We start from the raw sequence: 20,655 nt of genomic DNA on the forward strand, positions 1-20,655 counted from the left end.
GCTTCACGCCCGCGTGATTGCACTGACATTTACACATGTTTTCGTAACGAACGCTTCCCATCGAACGAACCGAAAGTTGCACCGCCTGCACAGCACCCTGCGCAGGGCCCTCTTGCGAAAAGGTTCGCCGATGCCAGTATCTGATGACCTGAGTGGAATGCCCACATCGCTGCCCGAAACCGCGATCGGCCAGTGGAACCGGGTCATTCTGGGCATTTTGGCCCATGCGGCCAGCACTGGACCGGACCTGAATGACGTCTTGACTGCGGCGCCCGATTTTGCGCTGGGGCAGGCCGTCAGGGGCCTGTCCTGCCTGCTCTTGGGTCGCGCCGAGATGGTCGTGGTTGCGCATCAAGCCTATGCTGCCGCCGTCGCGGGTGCGCCGGCGACCATGCGCGAGATTGCCTTTGTCCATGCGCTGGGTGACTGGCTGGCCGGGCGACCGACGCAGGCGGCCGCCCGCTTGCAGGTCATCCTGAATCTCAATCCGCGTGACGCCCTGGCGATGAAGATGGTGCAGGCCATCCATTTCGTGATGGGGCGGCCCCGGCACATGCGCGCATCGGTAGAGGGGGTGATCCCGGCCTGGGACGATCACCCCGCGCGCGGCTACCTGTTGGGCTGCCATGCCTTTACGCTTGAGGAAACCGGCGACTATGCCGCTGCCGAACGCACTGGCCGCGCAGGGGTAGAGCTTGCGCCCGACGATGCGTGGGGCCTGCATGCCGTGGCACATGTCTATGACATGACGGGCAACGCGCGGGCCGGGCTTGACTGGCTGACAGGGCGCGAAGGGTCATGGGCGCATTGCAACAATTTCCGCTTCCATGTTTGGTGGCACCGCGCGCTGATGCATCTGGACCTTGGCGAGTATGACGCCGCGCTTGCGCATTATGACACCGACATCCGTGCCGAAAAGACGGACGATTACCGTGACATTGCCAATGCCGCGTCGCTGCTGTCACGGCTGGAACTTGAAGGCGTGTCCGTCGGCGACCGCTGGGAGGAACTGGCCACCCTCGCCGAACGCCGCGCGACGGACGGCTGTCTGGCTTTCGCTGATCTGCACTACATGATTGCGCTTTGCGGCGGGGCGCGGAACGAGGCAGCCGTTGCCCTGATCGCCCGGATGCAGTCAACCCAACGCAGCCATGGCGAAGCGCAAGCAGTGATCGCGCACCCTGGCCTGCACATCGCGCAAGGGCTGCACGCCTTTTCCAGTGGCGAATATTCCAGCGCCTGGATCCATCTGCGCGCCGGGCGGGCCGATCTGCAATCCATTGGCGGCAGCCACGCGCAACGCGACGTGTTCGACCGTATCGCCATCGAGGCCGCGCTGCGCGGCGGTTACATGGACGCGGCCGAGACCCTGATCCACGACCGCATGGCACACCGTGCGGGCAAGGCCGACGGCTATGCGACCGCCCGCCTTGCCTTGATCGAATCCGCCCGCGCCAAGGTTGTGTGACATGACGGAACCCAAAGGCCAGCGCGACCCGCGGCTCGACTTCTTCCGGGGTCTCGGCATGTTCATCATTCTGATTGCCCACATCACCGGCAACCCCTGGACCTTATGGATCCCGGCGCGGTTCGGTTTTTCCGACGCGACCGAGATGTTCGTCTTCTGCTCGGGCATGGCATCGGCCCTGGCCTTTGGCGTGGTCTTCAGCCGCGCGGGCTGGCTGATGGGCACGCTGCAAATCGCCAACCGCATCTGGCAAGTCTATTGGGTGCATCTGGGCGTCTTCTTCGTGACGCTTGGCCTGATGCTGGCGCTGAACGCAACCGGGGCCTTTCCGCGTGACGAGGTCGGCGCGCTGAATCTTTATCCCTTCCTCAACAACACCGGGCCAAATCTTCTTGGCCTGCTGACCCTGACTTATGTGCCCAACTATTTCGACATCCTGCCCATGTATCTGGTGATACTCGCGTTGATCCCGGCCATGATGGCACTGGTGCGGATCGACCTGCGGCTGGCGATATTGTTCAGTCTGACGCTGTGGGTCGCGGCGTCCGTAGGGTTGAACCTGCCGGCCGAGGCCTGGTTCAGCAAACCTTCGGAACGTGGCTGGTTCTTCAACCCGTTTTCCTGGCAGCTCGTTTTCTTTACCGGTTTTGCACTGATGGCGGGATGGCTGCCCTCGCCACCAGTGCACCGTGTGCTTGTCGGGATATCGATCGCCATTTTGGTGCTTTCGATCCCCTTTTCCTGGCACAAGATCATCGGCGCATCGGAAGTGCTGCGCGACTGGCGAAGAGAGTGGTCGATCCTGTTCGACAAGACTGATTTCGGCATCCTGCGCTATATCCACTTTCTCGCGCTTGCCTATCTCGCCTGGGTCGTTGCCGGCCCCGGCGGTGCGCGGCTGAGGCATGGCGGACGGGTTGGGGCCGTGGTCGCCGTGATCATGCAGGTCGGTCAGCAATCTCTGGCAGTTTTCGCGGCATCAATGGTGATGGCGCGGGTCCTTGGCGCCATCCTGAAACTGGCCGGCGGGGGCATGATGGCGGCGCTGGCGGTAAACCTTGCCGGCTTCGCAATCATCATCGCCGTGGCAAGGCTTTCCGCATTCTTCAAGGCGAGACCCTGGAAGACCCCGCGCCCGCAGCCCGCAGAAGTGCCGCTAGACCTGCCGACGCGACAGCCCGTCCCGGTGAAGATGCGGTCATGACCGACCTGTCCCGCCGACATGTCCTTGGCCTGCTTGGTGGGTTGTCCGTGCTTGGCTTTCGCCCTGCGGACGCCGAAGAGGCAGCGGGCGCCGTGCTTGGCCCGTCCACCCCGTTCGACCACGAGATGATCGTCACCCGCGCCCGGGCGCTGGCCGCGGCCCCCTATTCTTCGCCACCGGCGGTCAGCCAGGACTGGCTGGACCTGTCTTACGATGATTTCCGCGGCATCTGGTTCGACACGCGGCATACCCTGTTCCGCGGCAGTCCGGGTTCGGTTCAAGCCGAATTCTTCGTCGCGGGGCTCTTCTTCCCGCACAAGATCGGCCTTCATGCCGTTGACGGCAACCAGTCGCGCGAAGTGCAATTCCAGCTGCGGCTCTTCGACAGCACCGACAAGTTCCCCGCCCTTCCGGAAGAGGGCACCGGTTTTGCTGGGTTTCGCCTTTTGGGAGAGATTGACGTCAAGGACCGCTTCCAGGAATACGCGGTCTTTCAGGGCGCAAGCTATTTCCGCGCGATCGGCCGGGGTCACGCCTACGGAATCTCGGCCCGGGGCCTGGCGTTGAACACGGCCGCAGACGGGCGGGAAGAATTCCCCATCTTCCGCGACTTCTGGATCGAGGCGGCGGAGCCCGGCGCAGCCGAGGTCACGATCCACGCGCTGATGGACAGCCCCTCGGTCGCCGGGGCCTACAGCTTCCGCGTCAGGAAGGGCGAGACGACCGAGATGACCGTCAGCGCCCGGCTGTTTCCGCGTGTCGACCTGACGACCGTTGGCATCGCGCCGGGGACCTCGATGTTCCTTTTCAACGATATCAATCGCACCCGCTTTGACGACTTCCGCGAGGCGGTGCATGACAGTGACGGGCTTCTGATCCTGAACGGTGCCGGCGAGGTGATCTGGCGCCCGCTGACCAACCCAAGGACCGTCAACGTCAGCACCTTTGCCGACACCAGCCCACGCGGCTTCGGCCTGATGCAGCGTGCACGCAAGCCCGGCGACTACAACGATCTGGTCGCCCATTACGAACGCCGCCCCTCGCTGTGGGTCGAACCCGATGGCGATTGGGGACAGGGCGCGGTGATGCTGGTGGAAATCCCCACCGACAAGGAGATCAACGACAACATCGTCGCCTTCTGGCGCCCGGCTGCACCCCTCGCTGCCGGATCAGAGCACCGCTTTGACTATCGCATCTACTGGTGCGCAGACAGCCCGGCCGAGGGAACCGTCGCCCCGGTGATCGCCACCCGCACGGGCGCCCGCATTTTCGAGGAGGGGCGACTATTCACCGTCGACTACGCCCCGCACCCGGCCCTTGGCGATGATCCTGCACGGATCGTGCCCCGCGTCAGCACCAGCGCGGGCGAGATTTCCGGCCACTACCTGCAACGAAACCCCGCCACTGGCGGCATGCGGCTGGACTTCACCCTGAAGGGCGATGCCCCGGTGGCCGAACTGAGGGCCGAGCTCTGGCGGGGCAGCCAGCGCGTGGCCGAGGTCTGGCTGAACCGTTGGGTCGGCACATGACAGCCGCGTTTCGCCATCCGCTGACCGAAGCTGCGGCAACCCCGCCCCTTGCCATGCCGGACCAATCTTTCGGCGTGCCGTTCACAGACCCGGCCGCGCCAGGGATCCGATCGCCCCGCTCGGTGCGCGCTGTCCGGCTTGCGGTGCTGACCCTGCCCCTGGGCGTGACCACGGCCCTCGCCTGGACGGGACTGGGCTGGTTCACCGTCGATGGCCATTTGGCCGCCACCGAAGCCGCGCTGGTCGCCGTCACCGTCGTTGCCTTCTACTGGGTGGTGCTGTCGGTCGCCACGGCCGTACTTGGCGTCTTTTGGCGCCCCCGACCTCAGGCGGCGGCCCTTCACGGCTTGTCCATCGCAATCCTTCTGCCGATGTATGGGGAACCTGCGAGGCAAACCATTGGCAATGCCCTGGCCTTGCTTTCCCCGTTGACCGGCTGGGGGCGGCACCGGTTTTCGCTGCACATCCTGTCGGACACCCGTGACCCTGTAGCCGCGCAGGCCGAACTGGCCGCATTTTCTGTCGCCCGGCTGGCCAATCCGGGTCTTGCGCTGCACTATCGCCGTCGCGCCGCCAATACCGACTACAAGTCCGGCAACATTCGCGACTGGGTGACCAAGGCAGGTCAGGACCACGACGCGATGCTGATCCTCGATGCCGACAGTATCATGGCACCGGACAGCGTGATCCTGATGGCTGACCGGATGGCGACCGAACCGGGGCTTGGCCTGATCCAGACCGTCCCGCGTGTCCTTTGGGGCAACACCCTTTGGCAGCGGCTGCAGTCCTTTGCATCAGAGGTCTATGGAACCAACCTTGGCCGGGGCTTTGCGATGTGGACCGGTGCCGAAGGCAATTTCCTTGGCCATAACGCATTGGTCCGGACCCGAGCCTTCGCCGCCTGCGCGGGCTTGCCGCATCTGCCGGGGCGCGCGCCGCGCGGAGGTGTTATCCTCAGCCACGATTTCGTCGAGGCAGCGCTGATTCGTCGCGGCGGATGGGGCGTGAAGATGATGCCCGAGGCATCGGAAAGCTTTGAAGACACGCCCGAGACACTGCCCGGTTACCTGCGTCGCGACCGCCGCTGGTGTCAGGGCAATATGCAGCATCTGCGGCTTCTGGCGACGCCCGGTCTGCACATTGTCTCGCGCTTTCATCTTTTTCAGGGGGCCATGGCCTATCTGGCCTCGGTCTGGTGGCTGGCGCTTCTGACCCTTTGGGCCCTGTCCGGCCCGGGCGGGGCCCTGCCTGATCCGTTTCTGGCCAATCCGTTCATGCCCGTCTGGCCCGACCTTCCCCCGGTTAGCCAGGCCGTCCTGACCGGAACGGTGGGGCTGATGCTCTTGGGGCCCAAGCTTCTGGGGAGTGCGGCACATCTGCGCGACCGGGATTTTCGCCTGCGTGACCTCCCCGGCTTTGCTGTCTCGGTGCTGGTCGAGATCGTCTTGTCTGTCCTGCTTGCCCCCGCCTTGATGGTCCATCAGGTCCGCGCCGTCTTGCAGACCCTTGTCGGGGTGAATGGTGGCTGGATGCCGCATCTCACCGGGCGTCCGGGCTTTCGAACCCTTCTGCGCTTTCACTTGACCGAAACGGCGCTTGGGGTGACGCTTCTCGGCCTGTGTTTCGCGGGGCAGATCGACCTCTGGCTTCTTCCTGTTGCAGGAAGTCTGGCGCTGACAAGCCTTCTGTCATGGTTGGTTCAGCGCAACGTCGCATCGCGCTGGTTCTTAAGGCCCTTGGGAACCGACAAATGAAAGCGGGGGGTTCGGCTCTTGCCCTTCTGTTGATGACCGGGACCGCCCAGGCCGACTGCGGGCAGGACACTGACGCGTGCAAGGCACCAGGCGGCACCTACCACATCGTGTTGCCCGAAGATGTCAAGAAGCCGCCCCCCGCGATCCTTCTGCTGCATGGCTATGGCGGCGAGGGGCTGGGCATCATCCGCAACGCGCCCATGGTCGGCCAGATGACGGGCCGCGGTTTTGCCGTGATCGCACCCGACGGCCAGCCGCGCGAAAATGGCAAGGGGCGGACATGGGGCTTTCACCCCGACCGGCCTTCGGCCAGAGACGAGATCGCCTTCCTGATGGCCGTCGCTGACGACGCCGCATCCCGCTTCGGGCTGGATCGGGGCCAGATGCTTCTGGCGGGTTTTTCCATCGGCGGATCGATGACAAGCTATGTCGCTTGCGCGCGGCCACAGGCATTCGCTGCCTATGCACCCGTTGCGGGCAGCTTTTGGCGGCCGCATCCCGAGGCCTGCGCCGGCCCGGTGCAACTGCTTTACTCACATGGCAAGGCCGATCGGACTGTGCCGATCGAAGGCCGCGAGGTCATGCCGGGCTTCGTGCAAGGAAATGTCTTCGAAGCGATGGACATTTGGCGCGCGACCAATGTCTGCCAGTCAGACAAACCTGACGCAAGTCGCACCCTTGGTATCTACACGATCGAGGATTGGACCCGCTGCGCGCCGGGTGGAAGCCTGAGCTTTGCCCTGCACGGCGGGGGACACAGCATCCCAAAGGGCTGGGCGCAGATGGCCATGGACTGGTTCGACGCCCTGCGCTGACGCCTCGTGCTACCAGCGCAGGACCCGCGTTCCGATCAGCGTGGTTGCAACCGTCACCCCGCCAATGGCCAACCCGTACCAGGTGACATAGAAGAGCGGGCTGTCCTCGGTGCAATACAAGGCATAGGCCATCGCCGCGAAACCGCTGCCGCCCAGGCCCGCCGCAAAACCGGCAAGAGCGGGCGTCGTGGTCGCCCCGCGGCGGAGGCTAAAGAGGATCGCCGCGACCGGCAGAACCGACAAAAGCGGGATCATCACAAGGCATGTCGTCATCGTCTTTCCGACCAGAGCCATCTGCCGCCCCTCCCCGGGCGTTGACGCATAGGCCCAGACCAGCATCGCAAGCGCTGCTGCCGCCGGAACGACCAGAGGCCACAGACGGGCAGAACCGCGCCCCTCTGGCCTTGCCAGCACAAGCGCCAGCCTCACGCCCAAAGCCCCGAAGGCGCCGGTCAGCACATAGCGCATCACCGACATCGGATTGGCCAGTGACTGAACCAGATCCGCCCGCAGGCCAAGCAGCCCCCAAACGACGAGAACAGCAGCCGCAATCGCAAAGACCAACGCAGGCCAGAGAATGGCGCGCGGAGGGGTGTCCGTCACAGTGTCGGCGGCAAGTGCCGCGATGAGATCCTCGGTCTTCATCGAATATGCCTTTCCCGTAGGTCGGCCAATGTCTTGAAAGCGCGATGCAGGGCTACCCGGACCGCTCCTTCGGTCATGTTGAGGGCCTTCCCGACCTCAGCCACGCTTGCCCCCTCGATCCCGATCATCCGGACCAGCCGGCCCGACCGATCATCCAGAAGTCCGATCATTTTCGCCATGTCGGCGGCCTCGGTCGGATCGGGCCCGGGTTCTGCAGCAAGGACGTCGCCAAAATCCTCGATCTGAACTTCCACCTTGCCGCCCCGCGCCCGGAGGGCGTCGACGACCTTGTAGCGCACGATGGCATAAAGCCACGGACGGACTGGCGACCCGACCTGCCAGGTGTGCCGCTTCAGGTGCACCGCCAGCAGCACCTCTTGCAGTACATCCTCGCACACCGCCTCGCCCAGGCCGCCGCCCCTGGCCCGAACAATGCCCCGCAAGACTGGCGTGATCGTACGCAGGAAGGCTGTGTAGGCCCGGCTGTCGCCCGCGTTCGCCTCCGCCAGCAAACTACTCCAATCATCCATCAATGGCGCCTTCCTTGCCGGTCCATTCGCAACTGACGTCCGTCCGTTACAAAGGTCCAGCAATCTTTCGCAGGAATTCACCAAAGCGTGAAGGATGTAATGAACGCCCCAGCCAAGCGAATGGCCCTGTAGATGCGGCAACCTGGCTCAATGAGGGCCTGGAGGTTCGCGAAACCCAGACACGAAACAGGGGCGGTCCTTGGAACTGATATTCTCATATCTCGCGGGGCTTTTGACGCTTATCAACCCTTGCGTTCTGCCTGTCCTGCCCATCGTCCTTGCCTCAAGCCTGCACCAGGATCGCCGGGCACCCATTGCCCTGGCCGCCGGGCTGAGCGTGTCCTTCGTGGTGCTCGGCCTTGGCGTCACCGCCATCGGTCCTGCTCTGGGCGTCGATTCTGACACCGTCTCGCAGGCTGCCGCCCTGGTCATGGTGGCTTTCGGGCTGGTCATGCTGGTGCCTGTCTTCTCGCGCCGTTTCGCTGCGGCAACGGCAGGTCTCGCCGCGCGCGCGGACGCACAAATTGACCAGACCAGCGCAACCGGCCTTGGCGGGCAATTCGTATCTGGCGCGCTTCTCGGTGCCGTCTGGAGCCCATGCATCGGCCCCACCCTTGGTGCAGCCATCGCGCTTGCCTCGACCGGCGACAGCCTTGGCCGGGCCGGGGCCATCATGCTGGCTTTTGCCTTGGGGGTCTCGACCCTGATTCTGGGCTTGGCCTATGGCGCGAAGTCCGCGCTTCGCCGCCGCCAGGCCTGGTTGCGCGCGCTGGCGGAACGGTCGAAGCCGATCATGGGGGCGGTCTTCGTCATGGTCGGCACCGCGCTTTGGTTCCGTCTGCACCACATCGCCGAGGCCTGGCTTATCGATACCCTTCCCCCATGGCTGATCGACCTGTCGGTCAGCCTCTGATCCCCCTGTCCCCGAAAGGAACCCAGAATGAACCGTCGCACCTTCCTTGCATCGACCGCCGCGCTTGCCCTTCTGCCCCTGAGCCTGCAAGCCGCCGAACCCATCCTCTACAAACCCGGGACAGCCGAGGCCGACATGGACGGCGGCAAGATCGTGCTTCTGGATTTCTGGGCCAGCTGGTGCACGACCTGCGCCGCCCAGGAAAGGATCCTGGCCGAGCTCAAGGCCGAGAACCCGGCCTACGAGCAGAAAATCGCCTTCTACAAGATCGACTGGGACATCTACAGCAAGGATACCCTTTCCAAGTCGCTGCAAATTCCCCGGCGTTCGACCCTTGTCATTCTGCAGGGCCGTAAAGAGCTTGGCCGCATCGTCGCCGGAACCTCGAAGGCCCAGATCAGGGATCTTCTCGATATGGGTCTCGCTGCCAGCTAAGGGGTCGGCCCTATCGCCTGTCGCCTGCCTCGCCCGGCGGGCAGGCGGTTGGCGGGATCATCTCGCCCCTGCCAGACAGGATCGCACACCCCCGTCCCGCCTTCTTGGCGGCGTAAAGGGCGCTGTCGGTATCGGCCAGAAGGCGGGCGGCGTCGTGCCGTATCCCGGCTTCGGCCACCGTCACGCCGATGCTGGCGGAAACCCGGCATTCGGCGCCGCCATAGATCACCGGCCTGCCGACGCCCGCGATGATGCGGTCGGCGATCGCGCAAAGGCGGGCGCGGTCCGTCAATCCGGGCATCAGCAGTATGAATTCGTCGCCGCCCACGCGGGCGACCGTGTCGGCGGCGCGTGTCTCGCGGCGCAGGACCTGGGCCACCGCCACCAACACCTGATCGCCTGCGGCGTGGCCGTGGCTGTCGTTGACCTGCTTGAAGAAATCAAGATCGAGGTGCATCAGCGAAAATCCGGCAGGGTCGGCCTCGGCCCGGGCCTGCACCTGCATCTGGTTCAGGACCCGGTCCAGCGCCTGATCGAAGGCGCGGCGGTTGCGCAGGCCCGTCAGCGTATCCGTCAGGGCGCGTTCCTCGGCTTCGGATTTCGCGCCCTGAAGCCGCCGGTTCAACTGCCGCAACTCTTCCATGACGGCTGATTTCGCCTCGACCAGATAAAGCATCTCCACCGCCAGTTCGGTGGGTGCGAAATCGGCTTCGGTCAGGCCGTGGCGGCGCACGGCCTCGACAATCCCGATCCCGAACGACAGGTTCATCAGGACCCCGCCGTCGGGCAGACCGGCCGCCACGGCGCGGAAGGCCGGCTGGCCGGGCGCGCGCGCGACCAGATAGAGCCTGTGCCCCGAGGCGGCGCGCAACCGTTCCATATCCGCGACGCCGCCGGGCCTGCGCAGGTCGAAAAGGTCAAAGAGCCGCGCGGGCACCTCGTCGGCGACGACCGGCGGCAAGGCGATCACCTTGGCCAGGGTGCTACCCGCCGAAAGAACCCGGCCACCGGGATCAAGCCAGAGATGCATCGGCATCAGCCGGTCCAGCGCCGGTGGGGGAACCGTCGGTTCCGGCCGAAGCGTGCCGCCGTCCATCATGCCCCCCGCGCCAGCGCCAGATCGAACCGGCGTCCCTCGGCGAAATCCCGTGCCAGAAGGCGGATAGCGATGATCTCGGCCCCGTCCTCTTCGCCCTCATGGTCAAGAAGGACAAGCGCGCCGTAGTCATCGGCCATGGCCCGCAGGAGGCCCACCATCACATGGCCCGCCCCAGGAAGGACCGACCGGCAGCGCAGGCAGAAGCTGTCCGGGCCGGTTTCGCTGAGGTCGAGTGCGGGCAGGTCCAGATCCGGCACGGCCAGCCGCCCCCGGCCCGGCAATTCCTCAAGCGAATGAAGAAAGTCGGCAAACCCGATCCCGCCAAAGCGCAGCAACCGCCGAAGCGCTTCGACGTTCGGGTGGCTGACAAGATAGGTTCCCAGGTCTTCAAGCAGGGTTTCGCGCGGCCGGGAAAGCAGCGCCGTGGCCGCCCCGATCACCCGGTCGGTCAGGGCGGGATCGTAGGACAGCATCGGTTCGAACGTGTCGAAATCCAGCGCCGCATGGCGCACGACGCCAACCCACAGCGACCCGCCATAGGTATCGCGCAAGAAGTTCTGGATCGCGCGGTTGATCAGCCCGTGCATGGCCCCGTTTCCCTGATTCCCCGAAACGTTAGGCGCGCGGGATTGAGAAAGGGTTTATGCCGCTCAGGGCAACAGCATCAGCCCCCATTCGCCCAGTTTCAGCCGGTTCAGCGGCGCAGGTTCGGGCGCCGGAAGACCCTGGCGCAGGGACGCGATCATCGCCGCGACCTCGTCGCTGCCGATGCGCGGGGCAAAGGGATCATCCTTGCCCGTCGCGGGGCCTGTCGAATGCACGTCAGCGGGGCGCCAGCCCGATGCGTCGCGCACAAGGCCGATCAGGCTGCCGCTGCGTCCGGGCCAATGCGCCAGAAACAGCGCCTCATCCCCCGGCAGGTCGGGCCGGAAATCGGCGAAGGCCAGCATGCAGACGGGTTTGCCATCTGCGCCTCGATCCGCGCAGGTTTCCGAGAACTGCGCCTTTGCCGACAGGTCGAGGGCCGCCAGAACGGTCTCGGCCTCGGCGGCGCGGGCCGCGGGCAGAACCTCGGTTCCCGAAAGGATCGTCCGCAGGTGGACGGCTTCGTCGACCGGCTGACCGACCGCGTTCATCGCGGCGGCCAGCGCCTCGTTCCCCGGTTCGGCGGCGCGGGCGACCAGCGCATCATGCGCCGCCTTCCCCGCCCGGCCCCACCGCCGCAAGGCCGCGAAATCGAACGCGTCCGGCGTGATCCTTCCGGCGTCCAGACGCGCCATCTGGCTGCGGGCCGAAATGGCCTGCGGGTCAAGAAGCGGCGTCAGGATCAGCGCCGCGCCCGCGGTCACGACCAGCGCCATCGCCAGGTTGCCCTGCCTTATGCGGGCCATCCAAGGCCCGCCAAGCGCCGCCGCGATCCCGTAGACCAGCCCGTATCCAAGACCAAGCGCCGCGATGACCGCCGCAAGCACCCGGTCGGGGGTCCAGCCGTAATCGGCCACGCGGAGCCAGATGCCCCAGACCGCAAGCGCCGTGAAGACCGGCAGGATCAGCGCCATGATCCGCGCGCTTGTCCGCAAGACCGGGCTTTCCGCCGCATCCTCGGCAGATTGCGCGATGGCGGTCGTCACCAGGGTCGCGGCGACGCCGGCGATCGTCAGAAGCGTCGCGGTCGCCGAAAGCGTGCCGAACAGGCCCGACAGGCCCCGCATCGGCAGGGCCACCAGAAAGACGCCCATCACCAGAAGGACCACGGGCAGCAACAGCCGCAGAAGCCGCAGGAACAGGTCGGGGGAAATCAGATCCGCCAGCTCGGTGACAACCCCCATGCCAAGACCGAGCGCCGCCCCGGTGATCGCATATGGCACGGCCTCGACATCCAACAGGTCGCCGATCACCGTCAGCCCGACGATCTGCAGCAGCATGTCCGAAAGCATGATGACCGCCCAGACGATGCCCACGAAGATGGCGGCGGCGGCATAGCGCACGACGGCATCCCAGCTTTCGGTGAACAGCGTCGGATAATGCCGCCAGCCGCGCCCGGCGGCGGCGATGGCGAAGGGAATGGGCACAAACGCCAGCACCGCCCCCGACAGGACGGGCAGGCCCGTGCCCAAATAGTCGGCGACGGCGTCGAACCGCCCCGCCCCCCAGGCCAGCAGACCCGCCGCGGCAAGCGCGATCGCCGCGGCCGCGGGCAGCGCGCGGCGCAGGCCCATCGGCCCGGTCATCGCCAGAATCCCGGCGAAGAAGGTCAGCGCCAGAACCAGAAGGCCAAGGCCCGTCCGGTCGCCGACCAGATCGCGGTCCATGATCTCGGTCAGGGCGTGGATCACCAGCCCCGCAGCAAGGCCGAGGGCCGTCATGATCCAGCGCTGCCGCAACTCGTTCTGCATCACCCTCTCCGCCTCGTTTTGGCGCAGGCTATCGCGGAAGATCGGGCTTCACCAGATCAGCGTTTGACGCTTGCGGTGACATAGTTCACCGAAAGGTCGCGGTCAGACAGGCTCCATTTCCACGAAACGGGGTTGAACACCATGCCCTTGCGGTCCACCGGTTGCAGCCCGGCGCGGCGGATCAGGTCGTAAAGTTCATCCGGCGTGATGAACTTCCGCCAGTCATGGGTGCCCTTGGGCAGCCAGCGCATCACCCATTCGGCCCCCACGATCGCCATCGCGAAGCTTTTCGGATTGCGGTTGAGCGTGGAACAGATCATCAGCCCGCCGGGTTTCAGCAATTGCTGGCAGGCGGTCAGATAGGCCAGCGGATCGGCCACATGTTCGACCACCTCCATGTTCAGAACCACGTCGAAGGCCTCGCCCGCGGCGGCCAGCGCCTCGGCGCTGGTGTGGCGGTAGTCGATCGCCAGCCCAGACTGTTCGGCATGCAGGCGCGCGACCGGGATGTTGCGTTCGGCGGCATCCGCGCCCACGACCGTCGCGCCAAGCCGTGCCATCGGTTCCGACAGAAGCCCCCCGCCACAGCCGATGTCCAGAAGGCGCAGCCCCTCGAAAGGGCGCGGCCCCTTCAGGTCGCGGTCGAACTCGGCGGCGATCTGCCCGGTGATGTAATCCAGACGGCAGGGATTGAGCATGTGCAGCGGCCGGAACTTGCCGTTCGGGTCCCACCATTCGGCGGCCATCGCCTCGAACTTGGCGACTTCGGCGGGGTCGATGGTGGTCGTCTGGGTCATTTCCGTATTTCCTTGCAGTTCGGTCGGTGGCGGCGCAGGCTGTGGCTACTATATAGGACGATCATGGACCACAGATCAGGCCAAAAGCGCGCAGTCGAATACCTTTACCCGCCGGTCGATCCCTTCGACCAGCGGATGGTCGACATGGGCGACGGGCACCGGATCTATGTGGAACAGTGCGGCCGGCCCGATGGCGTGCCCGTCCTTGTCCTGCATGGCGGTCCCGGCGGCGGATGCAGCCCCGCGATGCGGCGCTATTTCGACCCGGCGCATTACCGCGTGATCCTGTTCGACCAGCGCGGCTGCGGCCGGTCGCGCCCGCATGCCGAGGTGGCCGACAACACCACCTGGCACCTTGTCGGAGACATCGAACATATCCGCCGGCTTCTGGGGATCGACCGTTTCATCCTGTTCGGCGGCAGCTGGGGCGCCACACTGGCGCTGATCTATGCGCTTTCGCATCCCGGAAGGGTTGCCCGAATGGTCCTGCGCGGCGTCTTTCTGATGACGCGGGCCGAGCTTGAGTGGTTCTACGGCGGCGGCGCGGCCAAGTTCTTTCCGGATCTCTGGGCCGAATTCGTGGCCCCGATCCCGCCGCAGGAACAGGGCAACCTGATCGCGGCCTACAACCGGCGGCTTTTCTCGGGCAACATGACCGAAGAGACACGCCATGCCCGGATCTGGGCCAACTGGGAAAACGCGCTGGCCTCGGTCGGGGGGGAAACCCATGCGGGCGACAGCCCGGCAGATTATGCCCGCGCATTTTCGCGACTGGAAAACCACTATTTCCAGAACGCGGGCTTTCTGGACCATGACGGCTGGATCCTTGCCAACCGCGCCCGGATCGAACACATCCCGACCCATATCGTGCAGGGGCGGTATGACATGATCTGCCCGCCGGTGTCGGCCCATGCGCTGGCGCAGGGCTGGAAGGCCTGCGACCTGCGGATGATCCCGGTTGCCGGGCACGCGCTGTCGGAGCCGGGGATCTCGGCCGAACTGGTGCGGATCATGGATCGCGCGCGCGAGGCGCAGCACTGACGCGCCGCAGGGTGATCCGTCACCACGGCTGACCGGCAGGGGGTCACCCCTTCCGCATCGTGCCGATGTTTCCGGGGTTTACCTTCCGGTCCGTTGGGCGCAGGCTGGCCGGGCGAACACCCTGCCCCGATTTCCGATCCCGATCCGCATGCGCCTGCTGATTTCCTTCACCGCCCTCTTTCTGTCGGTCATCCTGTTGCAACTCGGCTCGGGCGGGGTGGCGCCGCTGGATGCGATCTCGGGTGCCGCGCTGGGGTTTTCGACGGGGGAAATCGGGCTTCTGGGCTCGGCCCATTTCTTTGGCTTCTTCATCGGCTGCTGGTGGGCCCCCCGCCTGATGGGCGATGTCGGCCATTCCCGCGCCTTCGCGGCCTTCGTCGCGGCGGGCACGATCGGCATCCTTGCCCATATGCTGATCTTCGATCCCTATGCCTGGGCGGTGATGCGGATGGCCTCGGGCCTGTGCGTCGCGGGCTGTTACACCATCATCGAGGCCTGGCTTCAGGCCAAGGTCACGAACGAGACGCGCGGCCGGGCAATGGGGGTCTACCGGGTGGTGGACATCGCGGGCAGCCTCGGCGCGCAATTGATGATCGGCGTGCTGGAGCCTGCGTCCTACGTCTCGTACAACCTGCTGGCGCTGCTGTGCTGCGCGGCATTGTTTCCGCTGACCCTCACAAGGGTTGAGCCGCCCGAAACCCCCGAAGCCCCCCGCCTTCGCCCGGCGCTGGCCTGGGCGCGGTCGCCCCTTGCGGCGGCGGGCGTGATCGTTTCGGGGATCACCGGCGCCGCGTTCCGCATGGTCGGGCCGGTCTACGGGCTGGAGGTGGGCCTTGGCGCAGACCAGATCGCGCTGTTCCTGGCGGCCTATGTGGTCGGCGGGGCGCTGGCGCAATATCCGGTCGGCTGGCTTGCAGACAAGTTCGACCGCCGCACGGTGCTGATCGGGCTGTCGGTCGCGGGGATCGCAGCCTGCGCGATGACGGTGGCGCTCGCCGGGCAAGGGGCGGCGGGTGTCTTTGCCGCCGCGGTCGCCTTCGGCTTTGCCACCCTGCCGATCTATTCGGTATCGACCGCCCATGCCCATGATTTCGCCGAAAGCCGCGAAAGGGTAGAGCTTTCGGCCGCGCTGATGTTCCTTTACGCGGTCGGCGCGATCGCCAGTCCCTGGGTCGCCTCGGTCGTCATCGAGGCCTTCGGCCCGGCGGCCATGTTCGTGCTGATCGGGGTCGCCCATGTAGGGCTGATCGTCTTTGGCCTGGCGCGGATGCGCGCCCGGCCCGCGACCCATCGCACCGCCTATACCTACGAGCCGCGCACCAGTTTCCTGATCGGCCGCCTTCTGGGGCGCGAGAGGGAACGCGGCGACGACGCACGTCACGGCAAGGATGACGGCGGAACTTGAGCCGGATCAAGGGCGGCCGATTCCCCGCGTGTTAGCCTTTCTCCGGATCTGGAACAGGAGGTCAGCATGCAGATTTCATTCACCGGAAAGACCGCCCTTGTCACCGGCGCGGGATCGGGGATCGGCGAATCCATCGCCACCGATCTGGCGCGGGCCGGGGCACGGGTGGTCGTGGCCGACATCGACTTTGCCAAGGCCGAGGTCGTCGCGGAACGGATCGTGAAGGATGGCGGCCAGGCACAGCCCGGCACCGGCGATGTGGCCGATCCCGCGGCGGTCGAGGCGCTGGTCGCCGAAGCCGTGGCCATGGGCGGCGGGCTTGACCTTCTGGTGAACAACGCAGGCATCGGCGGGCCTCTCATGCCGCTTGGCGAATACCCGCTGGATGGCTGGCGCCGGGTGATGGGAGTGAACCTTGACGGCGTCTTCTATGGCATGCGCTATGCCATCCCCGAGATGCTGAAGCGCGGCAAGGGCGCGATCGTCAACATGGCCTCGATCCTGGGCAGCGTGGGTTATGCCAATGCCGGCGCCTATGTCGCGACCAAGCACGCCCTTCTGGGGCTGACCAAGACCGCGGCGCTGGAATATGCGGCAAAGGGCATCCGGGTGAACGCCGTCGGCCCCGCCTTCATCGAAACGCCGCTGCTGGCGAACCTTCCGGCCGACGTGAAGCAGGCGCTGGCCGCATCCCACCCGATCGGGCGGATCGGACGCCCCGAGGAGGTTTCGGCGCTGACGCTGTTCCTGCTGTCGGATCAGGCCAGCTTCATCAACGGGTCCTACCATCTGGTCGACGGCGGTTACTGCGCGCAGTAGGAACGCGCGCCGACCCTGCGCGCCTTGCGGGGCGTGGGCGGCGGCCAATAATCCGCTGCCCGCGCCAAGGGCCTTTCCCCCGTCCGGTTCCGGCGTTAAACAGCGCCCCTGAACGGCAAGGAACCAGGGCCATGGCGCGGATTCTCATCACTTCGGCGATCCCCTACATCAACGGGATCAAGCATCTGGGCAATCTCGTGGGCAGCCAGCTGCCCGCCGATCTCTATGCCCGCTACATGCGCGGCCGGGGCCATGAGGTTATGTTCATCTGCGCCACCGACGAACACGGCACACCCGCCGAACTGGCCGCCGCCAAGGCCGGCAAGCCGGTCGAGGACTACTGCGCCGAAATGCATCAGGTGCAGAAGGATCTTGCGAACGGCTTCCGCCTGTCCTTCGACTATTTCGGCCGGTCCTCCAGCGCCCGCAACCATGCGCTGACCCAGCATTTCGCAGGCGCGCTGGCCGCCAACGGGTTCATCGAGGAAGTGACCGAGAAACAGGTCTTTTCGGTCGACGACAACCGTTTCCTGCCCGACCGCTACATCACCGGCACCTGCCCGAACTGCGGCTACACGGGCGCGCGCGGCGACCAGTGCGAGGAATGCACCAAGCAGCTTGACCCGACCGACCTGATCAATCCGCGCTCCACCATCTCGGGATCGACGAACCTTGAGGTGCGCGAGACCAAGCACCTTTACCTCAAGCAGCGCGCCCTTCGGGACGAGATCGAGGGCTGGATCGACTCCAAGACCGACTGGCCGGTGCTGACCACCTCGATCGCCAAGAAATGGCTGAACGACGGCGACGGCCTGCAGGACCGGGGCATCACCCGCGATCTTTACTGGGGCGTGCCGGTGAAGAAGGGCGACGAACCCTGGCCCGGCATGGAAGGCAAGGTGTTCTACGTCTGGTTCGACGCGCCGATCGAATACATCGCGGGCACCGCCGAATGGGCAGATGCCAACGGGCTGGACGATGCCGCTTGGCAGCGCTGGTGGCGCACCGACAAGGGGGCCTCGGACGTGCGCTATGTGCAGTTCATGGGCAAGGACAACGTGCCCTTCCACACCCTTTCGTTCCCCGCCACGATCATGGGCTCGCGCGAGCCGTGGAAGCTGGTCGATTACATCAAGTCGTTCAACTACCTGAACTATGACGGTGGCCAGTTCTCGACCAGCCAAGGGCGCGGCGTGTTCATGGATCAGGCGCTGTCGATCCTGCCCGCCGATTACTGGCGCTGGTGGCTTCTGTCGCACGCGCCGGAAAATTCCGACAGCGAATTCACCTGGGAAAACTTCCAGGCCAGCGTGAACAAGGACCTGGCCGACGTTCTGGGCAATTTCGTCAGTCGCGTCACCAAGTTCGCCAAGTCGAAGCTGGGCGAGACGGTTCCGGCGGGCGGCACCTTCGGGCCGATGGAAACCGCGCTGATCGCCGATCTGGGCGCGCGGGTGCGTGATTACGAAACGCATATGGAAGCGATGGACATCCGCAAGGCCGCGGGCGAATTGCGCGCGATCTGGGTTGCGGGCAACGAATACCTTCAGGCCGCCGCCCCGTGGAGCGCGGTCAAGACCGACCTGGCCCAGGCCGAGGCGATCGTGCGGCTCGCGCTGAACCTGATCCGGGTCTATGCGATCCTGTCACGGCCTTTCATCCCGGATGCCGCAGGCGCGATGATGGCGGCGATGGGATCGGATGACTGGACCTGGCCTTCGGACATGTCCGAGGCGATCCGCGCCCTGCCACCGGGCCATGCCTTCAGCGTGCCGGAAAACCTGTTCCGCAAGATCACCGACGAGGAACGGGCGGACTGGCAGGCGCGCTTTGCAGGGGTCCGCGCCTGAGCGTCGGGCTCCCGGCACAGGCTTTCCTTCGCTGACGCACCGGGCGCGCCCGGACCATGCTGCAATGCAGCCATGACGATTTTGCAATTGCAGAAAAACCCTTGCTGGATTACCGCGGGACAAAGACCCGAGGAGATCGTCATGTCACTTGCAAACCTCCTGTCCGACCTTGTCCGGCTGCGCCGGGAAGCGGCACGGATCGACCAGATCATCGAACGGGGCTGCGTGCCGTCGGCGGATGAGATCGCCGCACTGACGTCACGGCTGGGCGGCACCCGCGAAGGCGCCCGCAGCAAGCCCGCGCTTGTGGCGGAACCGGCCTGACCGCCGCCACCTGATCCCGGCCCTGCCGCGCGGGGACCGACCGGGATACCGCAGCCCCGGCAGATGCCAGGATGGCGGCCTGCCTAGCCTTCCTGCCACCTCAGCAGGTCAAACAGCCGCGCCGCGTCGGGTTCCGTCTCAAAGGCCATGACGGTCGCCAGAACCTCGGCCTGACGGGCGGGCGACAGCAGGCCCTCGGCGCAATCGCGGAACTTGCCCGCCAGATCATCATCCGACAGCGGATTGTGCGGCCCTCCGCGATAGGCCTCGTCTGCCCATCGGGTCAGGGTGCGGCCGTCGCGCGTGGTCACCTCGATCCGCGACCGGATCCGATCCCATCCCATGTCCTCGATCCCCTGGTCGAACGCTGTCTCGATCCGGGCCTGCATGTCCTGGCAGGCGGGGGTTGACACGAATTCATCGGTGAATTCCGCCTTGCCCGCCCGGCCCCGCAGGATGATCGCGGACAGAAGGAACGCGAAGGAAAACTTGCCCTCAAGTTCCGTCCGGGCGATGCGGAAGCGGATCGGGCCAAGCACGTTCGACCCGGCGCAGAGACGCACGCTGGCGATGTCCTGGGGCGCAAGCCCTTCGTCGCGCATCAGGAACAGCATCGCATCCATGCTGGGATGGGTCAGTACGCCCGATGGATAGGGCTTGATGCTGACGCCGGGCGACAGCATCGAATGGGGCGCGCCGAACCGGTCGCGGACAAGCTGCGGCTCGCCCCCCGGACCGGCAATCGCCAGATAGCCCCAGCGGCCGTCCAGCGCCTCGGCATTGGCCGACAACCCGTGCCGCGCCAGCAAGGCCGCCGTCACGCCGTTTTCGGCCGCCCTGCCTACATGCAGGGGTTTCGTCATCGTGCCGAACCCCGCGCGGATGCCCGACGCCATCGAGGCCGCGATGCCAAGCGCACGGGCGGTCTGTTCGACGTCAAGGCCAAGCAGGTTCGATGCGGCGGCCGCGGCGGCAAAGGTGCCGATCGTGCCCGAGGTATGAAAGCCCCGCATGTAATGATCGGGATTGATCGCCTCGGCCACCTTGCAGCCGACCTCGAACCCGGCGGTGAAGGCGGCAAGAAAGCGCCGCCCGTCGACCGGCATGCCGGTTTCTTGCGCGACCGTCTCGCACAGCGCCAGCGCCGCCGCCAGCGGCGGCACGGTGGGGTGCATCAAAAGGCCATAGGGCCGGCCCGGCCCCTCGGCCAGCTGGGTATCGTCCCAGTCCATCGCATGCCCCGCCGTCCCGGCCCAAAGAGCCGCCGCAGGTGCGGGCAGGCCCGGATGGGCCAGCCCCAGAAGGCGCGCCTGTGCCGCGCCGCCCTGTCCCGTCAGGAAGGACAGCAGGGGCGCCATGCCGGGCTGGTCGCTGCCCGCCAGCATCACCGAAAGCCCGTCCAGCATGCAGCGCCGCGCAAGCCGCAGGGTCTCGGCATCCAGATCGTCGAACCGGTGCCCCGCTGTGAAGCGGGCCGCCGCAGCCGTCAACCCCTGCAGATGCGTCCAGCGATCGGCATCGGCGCCCTTCCCTGTCTGCTGCATCACATCTCCCCCTCTGTCGGCAAAATGAAATTCATACGCAAGTTAAATTTTAAATTGTTGACGATCAAGGGAAATACGCTGAATTTA

Annotated in this window: 19 protein-coding genes; 12 read left to right on the plus strand and 7 right to left on the minus strand. The window is 65.8% G+C overall.

What is annotated here, in order from left to right; genetic code table 11:
* Window positions 1–157: 157 nt before the first annotated feature.
* Genes E7811_RS02720 through E7811_RS02740 form a run of 5 tightly spaced genes read left to right on the plus strand, consistent with a single transcriptional unit; the run spans window position 158 to window position 6,770 of the window.
* The gene (locus tag E7811_RS02720) at window positions 158–1,468 is read left to right on the plus strand and encodes a tetratricopeptide repeat protein (RefSeq protein ID WP_246020173.1); all 1,311 of its coding nucleotides are present in this window, start codon (window positions 158–160) and stop codon (window positions 1,466–1,468) included.
* Between the two features lies 1 nt (window position 1,469).
* Window positions 1,470–2,672: an OpgC family protein gene (locus tag E7811_RS02725; protein ID WP_136393048.1), complete on the plus strand. Its 1,203-nt coding sequence runs from the start codon at window positions 1,470–1,472 to the stop codon at window positions 2,670–2,672.
* Window positions 2,669–4,201, plus strand: coding sequence for a glucan biosynthesis protein (locus tag E7811_RS02730; RefSeq protein WP_246020175.1), 1,533 nt, complete (start codon window positions 2,669–2,671; stop codon window positions 4,199–4,201). Before E7811_RS02725 ends, E7811_RS02730 begins: the two co-directional genes overlap by 4 nt.
* Window positions 4,198–5,955 (plus strand): glucans biosynthesis glucosyltransferase MdoH, encoded by a 1,758-nt coding sequence (gene mdoH / locus E7811_RS02735; protein WP_136393049.1) that lies wholly within the window; start codon window positions 4,198–4,200, stop codon window positions 5,953–5,955. Before E7811_RS02730 ends, mdoH begins: the two co-directional genes overlap by 4 nt.
* 32 nt (window positions 5,956–5,987) lie before the next feature.
* A complete protein-coding gene (locus E7811_RS02740; RefSeq protein WP_246020179.1) occupies window positions 5,988–6,770 on the plus strand; it encodes an alpha/beta hydrolase family esterase in 783 nt (260 codons plus the stop codon).
* 9 nt (window positions 6,771–6,779) lie between these two features.
* Here the strand turns inward: E7811_RS02740 and E7811_RS02745 are convergent, their stop codons facing one another.
* Together E7811_RS02745 and E7811_RS02750 are read right to left on the minus strand one after the other, a co-directional pair.
* Complete coding sequence (locus E7811_RS02745) at window positions 6,780–7,415, minus strand: NrsF family protein (protein WP_136393051.1); 636 nt, start codon at window positions 7,413–7,415, stop codon at window positions 6,780–6,782.
* On the minus strand, window positions 7,412–7,945 hold the full coding sequence (locus tag E7811_RS02750) for a sigma-70 family RNA polymerase sigma factor (protein ID WP_136393052.1): 534 nt from the start codon (window positions 7,943–7,945) through the stop codon (window positions 7,412–7,414). Before E7811_RS02750 ends, E7811_RS02745 begins: the two co-directional genes overlap by 4 nt.
* 199 nt (window positions 7,946–8,144) lie before the next feature.
* On the opposite strand from E7811_RS02750, the gene E7811_RS02755 reads away from it, so the two are divergent.
* Both E7811_RS02755 and E7811_RS02760 read left to right on the plus strand, forming a co-directional pair.
* Complete coding sequence (locus tag E7811_RS02755; protein ID WP_136393053.1) at window positions 8,145–8,858, plus strand: cytochrome c biogenesis CcdA family protein; 714 nt, start codon at window positions 8,145–8,147, stop codon at window positions 8,856–8,858.
* Window positions 8,859–8,885: 27 nt separating this feature from the next.
* Entirely contained in the window at window positions 8,886–9,293 is a 408-nt protein-coding gene (locus E7811_RS02760) for a thioredoxin family protein (protein ID WP_136393054.1), read from the plus strand.
* A gap of 10 nt (window positions 9,294–9,303) precedes the next feature.
* On the opposite strand, the gene E7811_RS02765 is transcribed toward E7811_RS02760, so the two are convergent.
* The 4 genes from E7811_RS02765 to ubiG all read right to left on the minus strand — a co-directional run bounded on the left by E7811_RS02765 (window position 9,304) and on the right by ubiG (window position 13,585).
* The gene (locus E7811_RS02765; RefSeq protein ID WP_136394201.1) at window positions 9,304–10,389 is read right to left on the minus strand and encodes a diguanylate cyclase domain-containing protein; all 1,086 of its coding nucleotides are present in this window, start codon (window positions 10,387–10,389) and stop codon (window positions 9,304–9,306) included.
* Window positions 10,389–10,979 carry a heme NO-binding domain-containing protein gene (locus tag E7811_RS02770; protein WP_136393055.1) on the minus strand — a complete coding sequence of 197 codons (591 nt, stop codon included), beginning with the start codon at window positions 10,977–10,979 and terminating at the stop codon, window positions 10,389–10,391. The genes E7811_RS02765 and E7811_RS02770 overlap by 1 nt, the downstream gene beginning before the upstream one ends.
* A 63-nt stretch (window positions 10,980–11,042) precedes the next feature.
* Window positions 11,043–12,788, minus strand: a complete 1,746-nt coding sequence (locus tag E7811_RS02775; RefSeq protein ID WP_136393056.1) for a DUF4153 domain-containing protein — start codon at window positions 12,786–12,788, stop codon at window positions 11,043–11,045.
* Window positions 12,789–12,844: 56 nt separating this feature from the next.
* Window positions 12,845–13,585: a bifunctional 2-polyprenyl-6-hydroxyphenol methylase/3-demethylubiquinol 3-O-methyltransferase UbiG gene (ubiG, locus tag E7811_RS02780; protein WP_136393057.1), complete on the minus strand. Its 741-nt coding sequence runs from the start codon at window positions 13,583–13,585 to the stop codon at window positions 12,845–12,847.
* 63 nt (window positions 13,586–13,648) lie between these two features.
* On the opposite strand from ubiG, the gene pip reads away from it, so the two are divergent.
* The 5 genes from pip to E7811_RS02805 all read left to right on the plus strand — a co-directional run bounded on the left by pip (window position 13,649) and on the right by E7811_RS02805 (window position 19,024).
* Window positions 13,649–14,626 carry a prolyl aminopeptidase gene (gene pip / locus E7811_RS02785; RefSeq protein ID WP_136393058.1) on the plus strand — a complete coding sequence of 326 codons (978 nt, stop codon included), beginning with the start codon at window positions 13,649–13,651 and terminating at the stop codon, window positions 14,624–14,626.
* Window positions 14,627–14,774: 148 nt separating this feature from the next.
* Entirely contained in the window at window positions 14,775–16,031 is a 1,257-nt protein-coding gene (locus tag E7811_RS02790) for an MFS transporter (RefSeq protein WP_136393059.1), read from the plus strand.
* Window positions 16,032–16,097: 66 nt separating this feature from the next.
* On the plus strand, window positions 16,098–16,850 hold the full coding sequence (locus E7811_RS02795; protein ID WP_136393060.1) for an SDR family NAD(P)-dependent oxidoreductase: 753 nt from the start codon (window positions 16,098–16,100) through the stop codon (window positions 16,848–16,850).
* A 131-nt stretch (window positions 16,851–16,981) separates the two neighbouring features.
* Window positions 16,982–18,700 (plus strand): methionine--tRNA ligase, encoded by a 1,719-nt coding sequence (gene metG, locus E7811_RS02800; protein WP_136393061.1) that lies wholly within the window; start codon window positions 16,982–16,984, stop codon window positions 18,698–18,700.
* A gap of 141 nt (window positions 18,701–18,841) precedes the next feature.
* The gene (locus tag E7811_RS02805) at window positions 18,842–19,024 is read left to right on the plus strand and encodes a hypothetical protein (protein WP_136393062.1); all 183 of its coding nucleotides are present in this window, start codon (window positions 18,842–18,844) and stop codon (window positions 19,022–19,024) included.
* A gap of 83 nt (window positions 19,025–19,107) precedes the next feature.
* Here the strand turns inward: E7811_RS02805 and E7811_RS02810 are convergent, their stop codons facing one another.
* A complete protein-coding gene (locus E7811_RS02810) occupies window positions 19,108–20,568 on the minus strand; it encodes an MmgE/PrpD family protein (protein ID WP_136393063.1) in 1,461 nt (486 codons plus the stop codon).
* Window positions 20,569–20,655: the final 87 nt, after the last annotated feature.

The organism is Aliigemmobacter aestuarii, from assembly GCF_004799285.1.
GTDB classification, from domain to species: Bacteria; Pseudomonadota; Alphaproteobacteria; order Rhodobacterales; family Rhodobacteraceae; genus Aliigemmobacter; species Aliigemmobacter aestuarii.

Excerpts from the sequence above, each read along its gene's own strand:
- E7811_RS02720 (WP_246020173.1), top strand. The coding sequence starts at position 158 with ATGCCCACATCGCTGCCCGAAACCGCGATCGGCCAGTGGAACCGGGTC.
- E7811_RS02725 (WP_136393048.1), top strand. The coding sequence starts at position 1,470 with ATGACGGAACCCAAAGGCCAGCGCGACCCGCGGCTCGACTTCTTCCGG.
- E7811_RS02730 (WP_246020175.1), top strand. The coding sequence starts at position 2,669 with ATGACCGACCTGTCCCGCCGACATGTCCTTGGCCTGCTTGGTGGGTTG.
- mdoH (WP_136393049.1), top strand. The coding sequence starts at position 4,198 with ATGACAGCCGCGTTTCGCCATCCGCTGACCGAAGCTGCGGCAACCCCG.
- E7811_RS02740 (WP_246020179.1), top strand. The coding sequence starts at position 5,988 with ATGACCGGGACCGCCCAGGCCGACTGCGGGCAGGACACTGACGCGTGC.
- E7811_RS02745 (WP_136393051.1), bottom strand. The coding sequence starts at position 7,415 with ATGAAGACCGAGGATCTCATCGCGGCACTTGCCGCCGACACTGTGACG.
- E7811_RS02750 (WP_136393052.1), bottom strand. The coding sequence starts at position 7,945 with ATGGATGATTGGAGTAGTTTGCTGGCGGAGGCGAACGCGGGCGACAGC.
- E7811_RS02760 (WP_136393054.1), top strand. The coding sequence starts at position 8,886 with ATGAACCGTCGCACCTTCCTTGCATCGACCGCCGCGCTTGCCCTTCTG.
- E7811_RS02765 (WP_136394201.1), bottom strand. The coding sequence starts at position 10,389 with ATGGACGGCGGCACGCTTCGGCCGGAACCGACGGTTCCCCCACCGGCG.
- E7811_RS02770 (WP_136393055.1), bottom strand. The coding sequence starts at position 10,979 with ATGCACGGGCTGATCAACCGCGCGATCCAGAACTTCTTGCGCGATACC.
- E7811_RS02775 (WP_136393056.1), bottom strand. The coding sequence starts at position 12,788 with ATGCAGAACGAGTTGCGGCAGCGCTGGATCATGACGGCCCTCGGCCTT.
- ubiG (WP_136393057.1), bottom strand. The coding sequence starts at position 13,585 with ATGACCCAGACGACCACCATCGACCCCGCCGAAGTCGCCAAGTTCGAG.
- pip (WP_136393058.1), top strand. The coding sequence starts at position 13,649 with ATGGACCACAGATCAGGCCAAAAGCGCGCAGTCGAATACCTTTACCCG.
- E7811_RS02790 (WP_136393059.1), top strand. The coding sequence starts at position 14,775 with ATGCGCCTGCTGATTTCCTTCACCGCCCTCTTTCTGTCGGTCATCCTG.
- E7811_RS02795 (WP_136393060.1), top strand. The coding sequence starts at position 16,098 with ATGCAGATTTCATTCACCGGAAAGACCGCCCTTGTCACCGGCGCGGGA.
- metG (WP_136393061.1), top strand. The coding sequence starts at position 16,982 with ATGGCGCGGATTCTCATCACTTCGGCGATCCCCTACATCAACGGGATC.
- E7811_RS02805 (WP_136393062.1), top strand. The coding sequence starts at position 18,842 with ATGTCACTTGCAAACCTCCTGTCCGACCTTGTCCGGCTGCGCCGGGAA.
- E7811_RS02810 (WP_136393063.1), bottom strand. The coding sequence starts at position 20,568 with ATGCAGCAGACAGGGAAGGGCGCCGATGCCGATCGCTGGACGCATCTG.